The organism is Aquabacterium sp. TM01, from assembly GCF_057808345.1.
This window is the reverse complement of record NZ_AP046529.1, coordinates 2,318,332-2,333,031: the sequence shown is the minus strand read 5'-3', so window position 1 is coordinate 2,333,031 and position 14,700 is coordinate 2,318,332. Positions and strand designations below refer to the sequence as shown.

Genomic DNA, 14,700 nt, shown 5'->3' with positions numbered 1-14,700 from the left:
GGTCAAAGGGGATCGGTCTCTTCGAAAATCGGCAGCCCGTCCACGATGGCTGCATCGCTGTCGAACTTGAGCCAGACGATGCCAGCCAATCTGGCTGCTTCGAAGATCGTGGCCATATCGCTCTCAGCGGGCACCGTGTAGGGTGGGTCGCCCACGTAGACGAAGCCACCATAGTCGTTCGGGTACACGTTGACCGACAAGTCGTCATTGGCAAGCTTCTGGCGTGTGGTCGCCGTCAAGTGGCTAATCGACAGGGCGACGAGAGGCTCAACCAGTTCCAACAGCCTGGTCACGATGAGTTTATCCAAGGCGAACTCCTTCTTGGCGAGAGCGGGGACTCGGTTCACGCACAGTCTTGCGGGGCGGGCGTTGGAAGTCCATCCCACAATTCCGACAGCGGAACCAGCGCAAGCGGCCCAGTGAGCCCAACAAGGCACCTTGTCCATCACATGCATGACAAGGTGGTGGCTGTTGGGAGGATGTGGCTGCCCTATTCACAGCAAGCCCTGTTCCGCAAAAGACAGGACGCGGTCGCCTCCTACGACGAAATGGTCGAGCACGCGCACGTCCACCATCATCAAAGAGGATTTCAGCGTCTGGGTCAAGAGTTCGTCTGCACTGCTTGGCGACAATTGACCGCTCGGGTGGTTATGGGCCAACAAAACGGATGCCGCGTTGTGGGCCAGCGCGCTTTTGACGACCTCACGAGGGTAAACAGACGTTTGGGTCAATGTGCCCCGGAACATCTCTTCGGCCTCGATCAGAACATGCTGGGCGTCAAGGTACAGCACCAGGAACACCTCGTGCTCCAAACCGGCGCAGTACATGCACAACCAGTCCTTGACAACCTTGGGTGACGCCATGACCGGTCCATCCAGCATTTTGGCGCGCATGTCTCGCAGCAGCAGCTCACGTGCGATGCTGAGTTTGTGGGCCAGCTCAGGGGGAGCGTGCTCAACGGCCTGGTATGTGGCTGCTGCATCGCAGGCGCGGGGCAAAGGGAGGGGAGCTTGGCGAACAGGTGCGGCGAGTAACTCGCTGACCAGTTCGGCACTGGACAAGTGGGTGACATTCACGGATTTCTCCTTCACAAAAAAGGAAAAGCGGGAACGTCCTGTCCCGAGGGGATGGAGGTTCCCGCTCGGGATGTGCTGACGCGAGGCCAGCACGGTCAATGAGGCAGGTGACGACTGCGACGCCGACTCAAGGTCGGAGCGCATTCCGCGATGGAATGCAGGTAGCGGTGGGCAGTGTGTCGTGATGGTCAGAAGCGTTCAAGCCTTGATCGCTGCATGCCATGGACAAGGCCCCATGGAACCGGGTCATTGTTGAGTGCACGCCTGGGTGATAGCTGAATATCACCTGAAGTTCAGTACAGAAATCTTGTTTCAGTGGGTGGCCAAAGCCGTGACACGGGCCTGAAATTTCGCCAAGATGGCGACTCGAATCCATGCAACGAGCACGACCATGATCCGTTTTGGCCCCCACATCCGGCTCACTCGGCGAGAGACTGAGCGCTTCAAGCTGATCACCGATCTGGAGCCAGTCGGCATCCGCACGCTGGCTGACCTGGATGCCTACATCGCGCAATGCAAGGCGCACTACTGGGGCGTCTCCAGGGACACCCAGTTTCTGCATTGGCTGATCGACCGCGAGTACCAGCAATGCCGCTCAGTGGCGTAGCAATGCGCACGCAGCCTGGCGGTTCATCAAGCAAAGACACGTGGCTCGATGGTGGCGCCGCGCATGAAGGCCAGGTAGGAAGCGGCCTTGCCGATGTCCGCGAAACAAGCGATGGCATCGCTGCCTCGCCTCACGGCCCATGGCAGGTTCGGGCTTTCATTGGGCGACAGGCTCAAGTTGGCCTCGCGATAGGCTGGATGCCGATACGGCGTGTTGCCGGTCTGCCAGTCCACCAGGCACAGGATGCAGTCGCTCAAGATAGCGCCGCCGCCTGACTCGCCAGGCTCGACCAGCAGGGGGATTTTGAGCATGCCGCCAGATCGACCAATGCGGCCGACCACGCCATGCTCATCAAGCCACGGTTCACCCGTGGCGAGGTCGCCAAGTATCAGGCGGATCTTCTCGCCGGTTCGGCGATAGGACTCCAGCACCTTGGCCGCTTTGGGATCGGTCCCGGGCGCAAAGTAGGTGCGTTGGCTCAGTGGGGAGTGGTCCCATGCGGCTGTGGCGGTCAGGTATTTCTGATAGCCCGCCAGCGTGGCGTAGTCGCCCGACGCAAAGGCGAGGTGGCTTTGGTCGAGTTGCTGTGCGATCTGGTTGGCATGATCGCGAGCATTGTCAAAGCCAAAGCAACTGTGGCCTGATCGCTCCGTGATGACATAGAGCTTTTGCTCCAAGTTGAGTGTGACTGTGGTCATGAGGATTCCTTGTGTGGAAGCCTTGGGGCGCACCGCCGCTCGGGCCGTGGCCCCGCAGGCGTGTTGTGTTGCTATCAGGTCGGGATCAGCCTTGCGCGGCCAACTGGATGGGGGGCTGATCGCAGACGCTGTCCACCACTTGGCTTTGTCGGAGGTGCTCCAGCTTCAGCAGCAGTGCATGGGCATGTGCGCTGTCATCACCTGCCAGGCCAGGCTGAAGGGCCTGCACTTCCTTGATCAGCAAGCGCAGTTCCTGCACGATGGCCCGGTGGGCACGCTTCTCGATGGCGCACAAGGCGTCGGTTGCAGTGGTCATGGGAAATTCCTTCCGTGGGTGTGCCGCACTGCCACTCGGGCAGATTCGGGCGAAATGGGGGAGGACGCGGCATGCACCACCGGCAGGTGGGCAGGCGCGTGGGTCGATCTGGGCAGGGCCAGGGCGCTGGCCCCGGCACGGTCAAGACGCGGTGGTCTTGACGTGCGGGGAATCAGGCTGTTTGAGGCACAGCATTGGGCTTTGACAGCTCGCCCGACGTGGCGGATGGCGCGTCCTTTGGCACAGGAGCTTGAGCATCAAAAGACGATTGAGCCTGGGCAAACTCCGGCGCTTTCTTCAGGCGCTTGACTTGGGTTGCTGCCGGTTCGTTGGCAGTAGGTGGCAGGCATTCAACGGCGATGTCGCCGCCTTGGCGCAGCATGTGGCGAAGTGCCAAAGCGGGCGCAACAAAAACGCCATGGAACAGCCAACGCACGAACTGACCGATGCGCCTGTTGCGTGCGGCTGTGGCTTTGTGTGTCCGCAAGGATTGCTTGCAGCACAGGTACAGGGCCAGGTGGTTGCGCTTCATCAGCGGATCAGCCTCCAACTGGGCCATGACTTCGGCGGCCATGACGGGGTCCTGACCCACACGGCGGTAAAAGCCCATCCAGGCACGAGACTCCTCAATCTCGACACAGGTGCGTTTGGGGCGAACGCGAGTTGCTTCATGATTCATGGTGTGAACTCCATAAAGGAGGAGGGCACACCTATCCCGGCGGGGAGACGGTGGACTCCCCAGGGGGTTGCGTGGAGATGCAGCACAGCCGAATGGCTGAGGCACATGAAAGACGGTTCACATCCCATGAAGTCGAGGACTCCGGACAAGCGGGCTCGGCTTCAATGGGATGCGAACGCGGGCGGGCACAAGGTGGGCGAGACCATGCAGGTCAGCGCTTCGTCTCGTGTTCGACCCGAACTGCGGGCGAGGTCAATCGCCACGGTATCAATGTGCTGATGCTGGACCACAGTCAAGTGGTTCAGGCGGCAGCACGGTAAGCCATGACCTGTTCGACCTGTCGCAAGACAGGCAGCGCAGGCTTCAGCAATGCGGGTAGCACTGCAGGTCGGATCACAGGCTCGCGGGCAAGCCCGGAGCCCCCCAACAGCACGCAAATGGCGCGCGTTTCCCTTGTCGCATGAGGGCATGCGTTCATGACGTTCTCCTTCTGGGTGTGAAGGGGAACGCCATCGTCCCGATGGGGAACATGGTTCCCCAACTTGGGATGCTTCAGCCCTGGCGGGTGAAGCGGCTCAGTGGCAGCACGGTGAGGTGCGCCGTTGACACAGTGTTCAGCATGAGCGCTGAACGAGACACAAGGCCATTGACATGGCCAGGCTGAACCGAGGTTCAGCTTCTACAAGGCAGGTCACGACTGCGACGCCAGCAAGGCTGGACTTCAGGGAGACCGAAATCTCCATTGAAGGCTTCGTGAACGCGATGTCCACAGGTAGCCATTGCAGTATGGATTTCCCCTGCCTTTTGCTCAATAGATCAGGCTAGGAAGGCAGGGAACGCCATCGACAAAGCATGGTGAATGGCATCGCTTGGCCGTGGCCCATTGACAAGCGTTCGGCAACCCATCGGTCATCGCGCGAGCAGCGACTGCAAGAAATATGTGAGCGAAAGGACCGCGATCAGCAGCGCCAAGCCCACGCGTAGCATTCCCTCTGGCAGATATTTCTGAGCAAAGGCGCCGATGTAGGTGCCGACGAGCCCACCAAGCCCCAATAGCAGCCCCAAGGGCCAATCGGGTGAGGACTGTGCACCGTCGGGACCTGGCAGCAAGCTGTAGATGCTGACGCCCGCTATCGAGGTGATGAATGTTGCTAGCAGTGTTGCACCAGCGACGGCAGGGATACGCAGGCCTAGGAATCCCACGAGAACGGGCGCCATCAGCGCGCCCCCACCGATTCCATACGTGCCGCCGATGACCCCGACGACTAATGCCAGTGCAGCAACAGTCGAGACGGTCTTCTCCGTAAACCGCGGCGAAACGACATGCCGACGTCCTGCCCTCTGGGGCAGCAACATGCGTACGGCAAGCAAAGACAACACGCCGCCGACGAAGAGCCGAAAGCTGTGGGGGTCGAAGAGCCAATGCGTTCGAACCCACCATCCGATGAACAGGCCTGGTAGTGTTCCAGCTGCAATCAGGAGACCCAGTCGGACGTCGAGTCGGCCATCACGTGCAAAACGCCAGATGCCACCAGGTGTGGAGACCAGATTGAAAACCAGGTTGGTTGCTGACACCGAGAGCGAAGTGATGCCAAGCACACTAATTTGAAAAGGCACGAGCAGAAATGCTCCGGAAATGCCTACCATTGAGGTCAGGAAGGAAACGACGAAGGCTGCACCAAACGGGATGACGGGCGATACGGCGATACCAGACGTATGAAAGTACATCAGGCCATTCTGACTCAGCCTTTTATATGCAATTGGCATATGCAAATTCGGCTTGACCCCTTCATCAATTCGCGAGTTCAGAAGCGTCAGGGCGACTTTGCTGAATGCGTACGCCGTTGGTGCGTGCAGTTGGAATGGCAAAGAGACTGTGTCCAGTCTGATGAAGCGATTGACGATGTGCGATAGCTATTTTTCCGTTATGCAGATCAGTCAAAGCGCTTCAAATACCGAGAAAAGACCCAACCTTGAACGCTGGATGTGTGGTCAGGGCTGGTCCACGAAACGAGTGTGAAGTCCTTGTCTTTCTGTAGAACATGCACTGTCTGACCAAAGTGAAGCTGGCCTATGACTGGGGACCGGGCCGATGCACTTGAGCGAACCATCAGGGAGTTCGTGGCAACGTAGCGGTAGTCGCTCAAGAGCCTCAGGTCTCCGACGGTGTCCGAAGCAGCTTGCTTGACAGCTTTGTGGGCTTCTTGGCGAGGCTTTTCTTCCAGCAACCTCTTGACGTAGAAGTCGCCGATAGGCGCCAAGAACGCATTGAGCAGCAGAAACACCATGGGCACAACAATGAGCCACAGCACCTTCTGCAGCTTGGGCTCGCTTGTCTGGGCAATGGCTGCCAAGATTTGTTCAAGAGCGGCTTCCGGGGTCGGTTGTTCGGCCGCCTCGTGTGCGATGGTCCGCATCGCCACGGATGCCTGCGCCTTGAGCTTGGCGTCTAACTCTTGCCAAACGGCGCTGAAATCTGTGCTCTTGAGGCTGGCGTGCAAGCCTGACTTGGCGATGGAATCGACGAGTGCCTTTTCGGTCAGTCTTTGAAACGGCGTTTGATATCCCAGCAGGCTCTTTCGGATGTCTTCGAACGGGTCTTGCCAAGCCTTGGCCATGTCCATGGCCGCCCTCAATGCGGAGCCCTTGGACATGTCGTCAACCATGCGCATCAACTCAACTGAAACGCTGCTCGACGCGGCGTCAATTTGCCGTTGAAGATCGCCAAACAACGCCGCGTTTCCTGTGAAGGGGGCGGCCGAGGCAAGGATGTCCGCGTATTGTTTGCCCAGCATCTGCTGCTGACTCAGCTGCGCTACGCGGATTGCAGCAGCATGCGCGCTGAGCCCCTCGTGCTGACGCATGATGCGTTGGAGGTCCGCCGCCGGCCCAAGCGCGTCCAGATGCTTGCGCCAGCCTGCTGTGACGTCGGAAGCCTTCACCAAGGACTGCACCAATGTGTCGGGTAAGTGACGTCGCCAATCCACGCCACCAAGTTTGTCGATGTCAGCCAAGTTTTTTGTCTCGTTCATGGACACGCATTTTGACTGATGAAGCTGCTCGTGTGTTTGCCCTAGTCAAGGAGCGGCCTCTGAGGTGGGCACTACATGTAGCGCTTGAGTGCGCGAGAATAACTAGATATAGTGTTTGGCACTCGTTGTGCGCGAGTGCCAATGAGGGGCAAACCCTGTCCCAAACTTCAACGAATCCACAGACACGCATGGCCAAGGTTTTCTTTTCCTATTCGCATGACGATGAGGCATACCGGGACCAACTGGAGAAACACCTGGCGTTGCTCCGACATGAGGGGCTGATCGAATCCTGGCATGACCGTCGTATCCTGGCGGGCGCCGACCTCAACCAGGTCATTGACGATCAGTTGAACCAGGCGGATGTGATCTTGCTGCTGGTGAGTGCGAGTTTTTTGTCCTCGCGCTACTGCTATTCCATTGAAATGGCGCGTGCGCTGGAGCGCCAGAGCAGGGGGGAAGCGCAAGTCATTCCGGTGATCGTTCGGCCTTGCGATTGGCAGCAACCGCCCCTCAGTGGCTTGATGGCGGTACCCAAGGATGGCAAGGCCATCACCATGTGGGCCAACCACGACGAGGCTTACACCGACGTGGCGCGCAGTATCCGGGCTGTTGTGACGCAACTGGGCGGGCGTGCTCATGACGCGGGTACCGTCAGCAGGGCTCAGCCGCCTGCAGTGGCCAGCCCTGTTCGAGCAGAACAGGTGTCGCTGCCTCGATCCAGCAACCTGCGCATGCGCAAGGAGTTCACCGAGCGTGACCAGGATGAATTCCTGCATGCCGCATTTGATTACCTGGCGCGTTTTTTTGAAGGATCTCTGGCTGAATTGCAAGCCAGAACGACGGGCGTCGAAGGCGTCTTTCGTCGGATAGACGCCAATGCGTTCAGTGGCGTGATCTACCGTGACGGCAAGAAAGTTAGCCAGTGCGGTATCCGTCTTGGTGCTTTGGGGTTCCGCAGCGGTGGGATCACCTATTCGTCAGATCCTTCTGCACCGGCAGGCAGTTACAACGAGATGGTGTCTGTGGACAAGGACGATCAGGCCATGTACTTCAAACCTTTGGGCATGGCGATGCACAGGGGAAGGGATGACAAGCTTTCTCACGAGGGACTCGCTGAGTTCTTCTGGGAGCTGTTGATCAAGCAATTGCAGTAGGCCAAAGGGAACAATGACATTCGATCTGTTCACCCCGCAAGTGGAAACGGCCCGGCAGCATCAGGTTTTCAGGATGCTGCTGGACGAACAGTACGCGCCTGAGCGTGCCGTGCTCAATGCTTGGGCTAGAGGATTTGAAGACCGCGACGGGAAGTTCGTACAGGAATTTCAGATGACTTTTGAGTCAGGTCTTTGGGAGTTGTATCTCAATGCCGCTTTGAGGGGCTGGGGGCTGTCCCCCGATATGTCCTTTGCCTCTCCCGATTTTGTGGTTGGTGAACCGATGCCGTTGTGCGTCGAGGCGGCCATTGCCGCGCCAGCTAAAGGCGGGAAGGCCCCCATCGGATATTCGATCGCAGACATTCCAGACGATTTCACTGAGTTCAACAGAGAGGCGGCTTTGCGGATTTGTAATAGCTTCAATGCCAAAGTCAGGCGCTATCGCAATTACTACTCGACCTTGCCCCATGTCGCTGACAAGCCTTTTGTCATCGGCATTGGCGCTTTTGATCGCCCGCTTGCGCACTTCGCGGCCAGTCGTCCAATCTTTGCTGCACTCTATGGTCTGTACCACGATGAAAGTGCAACGCCGAGAGGAGCGCGTCGTGTTGTCAGCTACAACGTCAGTTCTGCTGCGAAGTCGGAAACCGTTGACATCCCGCTCGGCTTGTTCTGCGACGACCAATATGCTGAAGTCTCCGCTGTCGTGTACAGCTCCCTGGCTACCTGGGGGAAAGTGCGTGCGTTGGCGGACAACCCGTTGGCAAAGACGGTCTACACCACCTATCACCCCAATGGCGATGACATCAAGCCCAGGATCAAGGCCACGTTGAAGGCTGCCTACGAGGAGCACTTGCTCGACGGCGCCTACGTGCTGCACAACCCATTTGCACGTCGCCCGATTGCCAAGGGCATGCTTTCTCACGCGCGGGTTGCAGAGGTACATGTGGCGACCGACGGCGAGCTGCTCATTGATGCCCCTGAGGACTTTCTGTTGGTGCGCACGCTCATGTCGGTCAGGGAGCGCGCCTGAAGGGCGGTAGGTTCATGCATTTGTCTCGTCTTTCCTGGGCTCAATGGCCTGCTGAGCAACTTTCTTCAATCGCCAACACATGATTGCGTTCGACCCCAACACCTGGCTGATGTACGAAGGCTTGTCCAACCACGGACATGGCGTCTCACCAGCCCCGATGGTTTCTGTTGCCACCTTCGTTCAGGCTGAGGCCGACTGGCGCAAAGTGCCCTGCAGCGGTGCTCTTCGCAGCGCCATGTGCGTCTTCAGGGAAGATTACTTCGACCCTGTCAGTCGCATCAGGCGGGGCCGGTTCTACGAGGTGGCGGGGCGGCAACAGCCTGATCAGTGGTGGGTCCACAAGCACCCGGTCTTGCCCGAGGATGTCGGTCACCAAGCCCATGAAGGGCGATTCACCAAGTCGCTCATTTCGTTCAGCCCAATGGGCAATGTGAGTCAGCGATTGGTGACCACGCCACGCACGCTGGTCGTTCTAGGTGCGGGGGCGGCAGTCACAGTCTGGAACATCGTCTCAGTCGAGCGGTCGGGCAACGACGAGGATGTGGTGACAATGCGTGCCCGCTCGAACCTCGGTTTTCTGCCCGATCTGGTCTTGGATGCCATTCCGTCAGCAGCGAGAGAGCGTGTGAGCGCCGCCGTCATCAAGGTGGTAGACGGCGCGCATCGATCTAGTGGCATCACTGTGGTGGACCTCTGCCGAGATGCGATGGGCGTGATCTTGTCCGCGCACCTTCATCTGGATGCCGGGGAGGATGCGAAGGTCATTGAAAAGGACCTTGGCGCGTTGATTGCGAAGCTGCCACCGGAATCAAAGCTGTTTCGTGCAGCAGCAGATGTCGTCTGCAAGCTCCACCCCAGGGGCAAGTCCAATGAGCAGCAGCGTCTGGGCACCCGCGACGTCACGGACGCCGATGGTGCCTTCGCTATCGAGGCCCTTGGGTTTGTGCTTCGTGATCTGGGTTGGGCGCGTTGAGCCCTTGGCAAGGGTTGCCCCAAAAAGGAGCAGCCCGAGGTTTCTGCTATGGGCAGGCGGACAATTGCCCTCCAATGCGGTAAGTTATCCCCAGTTTCTGTGGATAAATTTGCCCGCCAGGGTGAATGACACCTGTCCTGCACCGTGGGCACAATCAACACCTACGTGTGTGTAGGCGCCGAACATGAGCGGTATTGAAATCTACGTTCGCCATCGATCCGATGGCGCGATGCTCAACTTTCACCTGTCTTCCCGTGATCGCCAGGCGCTGGTCCATGCCCTGACAAAGGGGACCATGGAAGATGCCTCCATCCCCATCCATCTTGAGCTGTCCTTGTTGCCACAGTGGCTGACAGATCCAGAATGCCTGCACGCTCGGATCCCGATCAGCGCCATCAACTTCAGCGTCAGCGATTGACGCGGACTGTGGACAAGGCATATGCATCTGACACCTGAGGAAGAGCGGTACAAGCAAAAGATCAGGACTGAGATCAATGGACTTGTCGGCGCGTATCTGACCCTGACCGAGCCTGATTACAAACGTCTGATGGACAAGGTGGAGGCGGAGACGCTGGCTCAGATCGTCCAGGCGCGTCAGGCAGGACGGTCCCCTTTCCAGATGGAGCAAGACCGGGTCGATGCTGCCAACCGCTTGATCGCGCAGGAACGGGATATCGAGCTCAATGGGTATCACATGAGTGCCCCCGATTTCAACCGCTTTTTGCCAACCCTCAGTGAAGTGAGCTTCATGCCGGATTTGGCAGGTCTTACCTTGGGCTGTATGCCTATTGTGGACGCACTGTTCATGGCGTCATCACCTGACTATCGGGTCGCCAACGAAGGATTGGACGCGCTCATGGGGGTTTGCGACAACTTAGCTGTCGGCGGCTTCGTTCGGGCCCTCAGGCGCAACTATGAGGTGTTGCGGCGATCCAGGATGTTGAAGAACCATGACGTGCATGCCGTCGGCTCACGCCATGCTTGCCCAACGTGTTCAAAGCTGGATGGCAGTTACATGCCCATAGAAGGCATGCTGCACCTCTACGAACTCAACATGGTGCCGTTTCCCCATGAACTGCCGTCGGATGACCAGGCGGCATGGTGCCCGGGACCGACATTGTTGTTTGCTGCGAATGATGTGTTTGGATTGCGCAGCTGACGCAACTGGTGTCAACACGAAAGGTACAACGTGGGAAGAAAGAAAACGCTGACCTGCAGACGATGGGGCTGTGAGGAGGCTCCGTTCCTGGGAGGCTTGTGTGAAGCGCATCATGAGGAGGACCGGCTGAAGCAACTCGCTCGTCGCTCAGCCATTGATGCCCTCAGCACATCGTGCATAGCTGGGAAACTCCCAGAGAAGCCTGGTCTGAAGGACGAGCTGCTCAGGGTGATTCGTTGGTGGGACAAAGCCTGCTTGGCGGTGAATTCCGGGCGCCAAGACAACGTTCTTCTAGACGAAACCCAGTACGCGCCTGAGTGGTGCATCGCCATTGCCGATGCGATCATTCAGGAGGAAATGAATTTTCGCCAAGGGCTGGATGACGATGCGACGGTGTCCTTCCTCAAGAAAGACACATGGACACGCTTTGAACATCTAGAGGCGGGCTTCATGAGCAATGGCGTCAAACGACCGGGGCGTTGATGGGGTTTGTCGGGCAGGCATGTCTTCGGCCAATTGGTCAAAGTGGTTGAGTCCACCCCATTGCGAGGCATCCCCGATCACATACAGGCGATGCTTGGCCCGCGTGATGGCCACGTTCAGCAGGTTGGGCTTGCCCGAGGCCCAGGCACGCGCTCCTGACCCGGCCTGACCAGGGGCCGTGCCCAGCACCAGGAACACGATTTCTGCTTCCTTGCCCTGGAAGGTGTGCACGGTTCCGCATTCGATCTGGCCCAACCCTGCATCCTTGATCCGCTTGATGCAGGCGTTCTTGACCTTGCGAAACGGCGAGATCACGAACACCTTGGCGGCCTTGTCCTTGCCTCCGGCCTTCCTGGCAGGTGTGAACGCCGGTTGCTGTTGAAGTTGGCGCAGGCAGTTCACCAGGACATGGAGTTCGTCTTCGACGACCGGATGGCTGGCGCGGGTGGCGCGAACGTCCAGCCAGGCGCTGTCACCAAGCACGCAGGTGAACTTCGTTTTCTCAGGCTGGCCTTGATCGTCCACACGGCCATGCACCATCTGTTCGGCGTAGGCGATGCGGTTGGCCACGTTGAACATGGGATCGTCGCAGCGACGGTGCGTGCGCAAGGGCATGCCTGTCCAAATGGGCTGAGCCTTCTCCGAATCTACGACGGTGCCCGTGACTTGGGATGCGACCCAGGAGCCATGCCGGGTGACACGGTCGGCCAGGGTCTGAACCGATTCGTCATTGGGTGACCACAAGGGGTCCACGGCGTGGCGGCGGCGGAACTCTTCGACCAGCATCAGGGGCACGGTGAACACGGGTTCGATCTGCAAGGGATCGCCCACGAGCACTGCCCGCTGACTGCGCCAGATGGCACCTGCTGCAGATTGCGGGGTGGCTTGTCCTGCCTCATCGATCAGCAGCCAGCCCAGGCTGTCCTGACCCATGCCAGCGAACAGGCGGTCGAAGGAGGCGAGGGTGGTCGAGACCACCGGCACGATGAAGAAGAAGGCGTCCCACAACAGGGGGCGCTGCTCCAAGGACAGCTTGTCTTTCAGCGAACCGGTGAGCATGCCGTTGACGGCGCGCAGGTTGCCGATGAACTTGCCTGCGTTGGCCAGCACTGTCAGTCGGTGCAGCTCCATGGCTTGCAGGAAGATGCGAGCCCGCAGTGCGTCCAGCGCGGGGCTGACCGCCACCGACGCGCGATGGCGCTGATCGGCGGGCAGTTGCCAGAAACTGGCGTTGGGGAAGTGCCGCGCCCCGGCGTCGTGTCCGGCTTTCAGCGCACGTTGGTGGCCTTGCAGTTCGCGCTCGGAACCCTGTAGTGTCAAGACCTGGGTGCGGTGCGCCTCGCGCTGTTGCTCAAGCCGTGCCTCGGCCATGGCGCCATCCTGCGCCAGTTGGGCCAGCGCTTCGGTGGATTGTGCGAAGGCCAGCGTGGGCTCGACCAGCGTGGCGCGCAGCGTCTTCATGCGTTCGGTGTCCTGCCCAAACAAAGCGCACAGCTTGTCCCACAGCTTGGGCAGGCATTGTGAACGCGCCTGGTCGAGCGTGGCCCGGCGGGAATCGACCAAGGCATGCTGGATGGCCTTGTTGTCCTGAAGCTGTTTGAGGTGGCGGCTGGCTTGGTCGATGGCTTCGGCCAGGGCCTGCACGGCATCACGCTGGGCATTGACCCGCAGTTGGCAGGCATCGATCCGCTGAGCCGCTTTTTCAGCTTGAAGCAAGACGCCACGGCGGGCATCGAAGTCATCCAGCAGCGCCAGGAAGGACTTCTTGGCCGCATGCCATTCGCCCTGATAGCGCGTGTAGTCGTTGCTGGCCGCTTCCAGCAGTTGTTTGATCGACGGTGGCAACGGATCGGCGGGCGCAGGCGTGCTAGCTTGAGCGGCCGCACCTGGGGCATCGTCTACTTGTGCATTGCCGGGCGATGACGTCTCGGTGTTGGGTGCCTGACGCGCTTCGTCCCGAAAAAATCCCCGGGCGAAAGATCGGCGGTTCCCGGCGTTGCCCAATGCGGCAGCCACCAGGCCCCAGCAGTCGATGGGTTGCTTGTCGTCGTCCACCACCTTCTGGGCCGCGAACACCTCTCGGATCACCTCGTCAAAGTAGGTGGCCGAGGCAAAGTCGCTGTGCACCTTCTCGCGTGCAGGCAGCTCTTGCGTGATGTTCTTGACCGCGTTGTTGTTGGTGCTGGTCACAACGATGGACGAGCCGCCCACCACCTTGGCCTTGAGGGGGAAGAAATTCCTGCCCGCCACGCTCACGCTGTCTTCGAACAGCTCGATGGGGCGGCTGAGCGCGGCGATCTTGCGTGCGCGCTCTGTGACCACCTCGGCGATCACGTCGCACAGCAAGGTGGTCTTGCCCGTGCCCGGTGGGCCGTTGATGCCCAGCGTGCCGCCATCGCGTCCCAAGGTGCTGAGCACCTGGGCCACCGCGGCCTGCTGAGCCAGCACCAGCGGGGCCTCTGGTGAGGCTGGCCAACGAGCGCTGGGCAAGCGGGCCACGCTCACCAGTTCACCCATGGCCGCGTGGTCGTTCAGGATGTCGATGCGTTGTTCGGGTGCTATGGGCGCGCCCAGAAAAGTGCTCAGGGCTTTGCCAAAAGGCTTGTTCTTGCCCCCCTGAGTGATCAGGCGGTTGAGGTCATCCAGGTAGAAGGAGTTCAGGTAGTCGATGGCGGCGTTGAGGCTGTCGTCGAGGAAACGGCGCTTGACCCGTGACACCCGAACCACCACACGCCAGTCCAGACCAGCCGCATCGGCCCCTGGGCCCAGCAGCTTGCACACGGCGCGCAACTCTTCGTCCAGATCGCCCCAGGTCAAGGGGTTTGGCGCTGGTGGGGTGTCCGGCTGGCCAGTGGTCGGTGTTTGCTGCGCGTCGGTGGCGACGGGCCGAAGGTGGTGGCGTCGTTGACCGAACTCATCGGTGGCACGTGCCAGTCGGGCGTTGACGTTCTCCAGCGGCTCGGAATGCCACAGCGCATCGACCCCGTGTGCAAAGCTGGCAGGCAGGTAGCTGTCGAGCTTGGGGTGGCCATCTTCGTTGGCGACGAAGGCAGCAAGCCAGCCGTTTCCGGTTGCGCGCTGGCGTTCGCGCTCGCTGAGGTCTTCCTCGGGGAACACCGATTGCAGCATCAACCGGGAGAGGTCCTCCGTGTCGGCCACGCCCACATAGACGACATGGACGTAGCCATGCTCTTGTGTTGGCTGAAAGTGAGGGTGTTGCCAAGGCAGGACATCGCCGCGCCTGAGCGTGACGATCTTGACCTGGTCGCTGCTGTCCTTGGCCGATGGTGCGGTGGGGATGTTGAAGACTTCCAGGTCACGCCAGAAGCGCAGGACAGAAAGCGGAGCGGTAGCCGATGCGTTCAACGAAAGACCTCGTCGGTGAATATCGGCGCGTACTTACAGCGTGTCCTGACCGATCAAGGGTGGGTGATCTGCGCGCGTGGCAACCAGACCGAAACAGTGGAAATGGTACAGCGCTTCAAGGAAG

General features: G+C 59.7%; 15 protein-coding genes. 7 read left to right on the top strand and 8 right to left on the bottom strand.

What is annotated here, in order from left to right; translation table 11 throughout:
* Positions 1–2: 2 nt before the first annotated feature.
* Together AC3WW4_RS10640 and AC3WW4_RS10635 are read right to left on the bottom strand one after the other, a co-directional pair.
* Positions 3–308 carry a DUF5983 family protein gene (locus AC3WW4_RS10640; RefSeq protein WP_137839895.1) on the bottom strand — a complete coding sequence of 102 codons (306 nt, stop codon included), beginning with the start codon at positions 306–308 and terminating at the stop codon, positions 3–5.
* A gap of 186 nt (positions 309–494) precedes the next feature.
* Entirely contained in the window at positions 495–1,220 is a 726-nt protein-coding gene (locus AC3WW4_RS10635; RefSeq protein ID WP_488828408.1) for a JAB domain-containing protein, read from the bottom strand.
* A 247-nt stretch (positions 1,221–1,467) separates the two neighbouring features.
* On the opposite strand from AC3WW4_RS10635, the gene AC3WW4_RS10630 reads away from it, so the two are divergent.
* Entirely contained in the window at positions 1,468–1,683 is a 216-nt protein-coding gene (locus AC3WW4_RS10630) for a hypothetical protein (RefSeq protein ID WP_109038292.1), read from the top strand.
* A gap of 26 nt (positions 1,684–1,709) precedes the next feature.
* On the opposite strand, the gene AC3WW4_RS10625 is transcribed toward AC3WW4_RS10630, so the two are convergent.
* The 5 genes from AC3WW4_RS10625 to AC3WW4_RS10605 form a co-directional block, all read right to left on the bottom strand.
* Entirely contained in the window at positions 1,710–2,381 is a 672-nt protein-coding gene (locus AC3WW4_RS10625; RefSeq protein WP_488828406.1) for a hypothetical protein, read from the bottom strand.
* Between the two features lie 85 nt (positions 2,382–2,466).
* Positions 2,467–2,697, bottom strand: coding sequence for a hypothetical protein (locus tag AC3WW4_RS10620; protein ID WP_288482092.1), 231 nt, complete (start codon positions 2,695–2,697; stop codon positions 2,467–2,469).
* A gap of 172 nt (positions 2,698–2,869) precedes the next feature.
* The gene (locus tag AC3WW4_RS10615) at positions 2,870–3,376 is read right to left on the bottom strand and encodes a hypothetical protein (protein ID WP_288482094.1); all 507 of its coding nucleotides are present in this window, start codon (positions 3,374–3,376) and stop codon (positions 2,870–2,872) included.
* A gap of 909 nt (positions 3,377–4,285) precedes the next feature.
* The gene (locus tag AC3WW4_RS10610) at positions 4,286–5,245 is read right to left on the bottom strand and encodes a sulfite exporter TauE/SafE family protein (RefSeq protein WP_218929773.1); all 960 of its coding nucleotides are present in this window, start codon (positions 5,243–5,245) and stop codon (positions 4,286–4,288) included.
* Between the two features lie 65 nt (positions 5,246–5,310).
* On the bottom strand, positions 5,311–6,408 hold the full coding sequence (locus tag AC3WW4_RS10605) for an SH3 domain-containing protein (RefSeq protein ID WP_288486494.1): 1,098 nt from the start codon (positions 6,406–6,408) through the stop codon (positions 5,311–5,313).
* Between the two features lie 188 nt (positions 6,409–6,596).
* Between AC3WW4_RS10605 and AC3WW4_RS10600 the strand changes: the two genes are divergently transcribed.
* The 6 genes from AC3WW4_RS10600 to AC3WW4_RS10575 all read left to right on the top strand — a co-directional run bounded on the left by AC3WW4_RS10600 (position 6,597) and on the right by AC3WW4_RS10575 (position 11,210).
* Positions 6,597–7,562: a toll/interleukin-1 receptor domain-containing protein gene (locus AC3WW4_RS10600; protein ID WP_109036497.1), complete on the top strand. Its 966-nt coding sequence runs from the start codon at positions 6,597–6,599 to the stop codon at positions 7,560–7,562.
* 13 nt (positions 7,563–7,575) lie between these two features.
* Complete coding sequence (locus tag AC3WW4_RS10595) at positions 7,576–8,595, top strand: glycosaminoglycan attachment site (protein ID WP_109036498.1); 1,020 nt, start codon at positions 7,576–7,578, stop codon at positions 8,593–8,595.
* Positions 8,596–8,674: 79 nt separating this feature from the next.
* The gene (locus AC3WW4_RS10590; RefSeq protein ID WP_109036499.1) at positions 8,675–9,568 is read left to right on the top strand and encodes a hypothetical protein; all 894 of its coding nucleotides are present in this window, start codon (positions 8,675–8,677) and stop codon (positions 9,566–9,568) included.
* Positions 9,569–9,752: 184 nt separating this feature from the next.
* Complete coding sequence (locus tag AC3WW4_RS10585) at positions 9,753–9,986, top strand: hypothetical protein (RefSeq protein ID WP_159098916.1); 234 nt, start codon at positions 9,753–9,755, stop codon at positions 9,984–9,986.
* 21 nt (positions 9,987–10,007) lie between these two features.
* Positions 10,008–10,727 (top strand): hypothetical protein, encoded by a 720-nt coding sequence (locus AC3WW4_RS10580; protein WP_488828403.1) that lies wholly within the window; start codon positions 10,008–10,010, stop codon positions 10,725–10,727.
* 30 nt (positions 10,728–10,757) lie between these two features.
* Positions 10,758–11,210 carry a hypothetical protein gene (locus tag AC3WW4_RS10575; protein ID WP_159098917.1) on the top strand — a complete coding sequence of 151 codons (453 nt, stop codon included), beginning with the start codon at positions 10,758–10,760 and terminating at the stop codon, positions 11,208–11,210.
* On the opposite strand, the gene AC3WW4_RS10570 is transcribed toward AC3WW4_RS10575, so the two are convergent.
* Positions 11,163–14,576, bottom strand: coding sequence for a DEAD/DEAH box helicase (locus tag AC3WW4_RS10570; RefSeq protein WP_288486486.1), 3,414 nt, complete (start codon positions 14,574–14,576; stop codon positions 11,163–11,165). The two genes, AC3WW4_RS10575 and AC3WW4_RS10570, sit on opposite strands and share 48 nt — an antisense overlap.
* Positions 14,577–14,700: the final 124 nt, after the last annotated feature.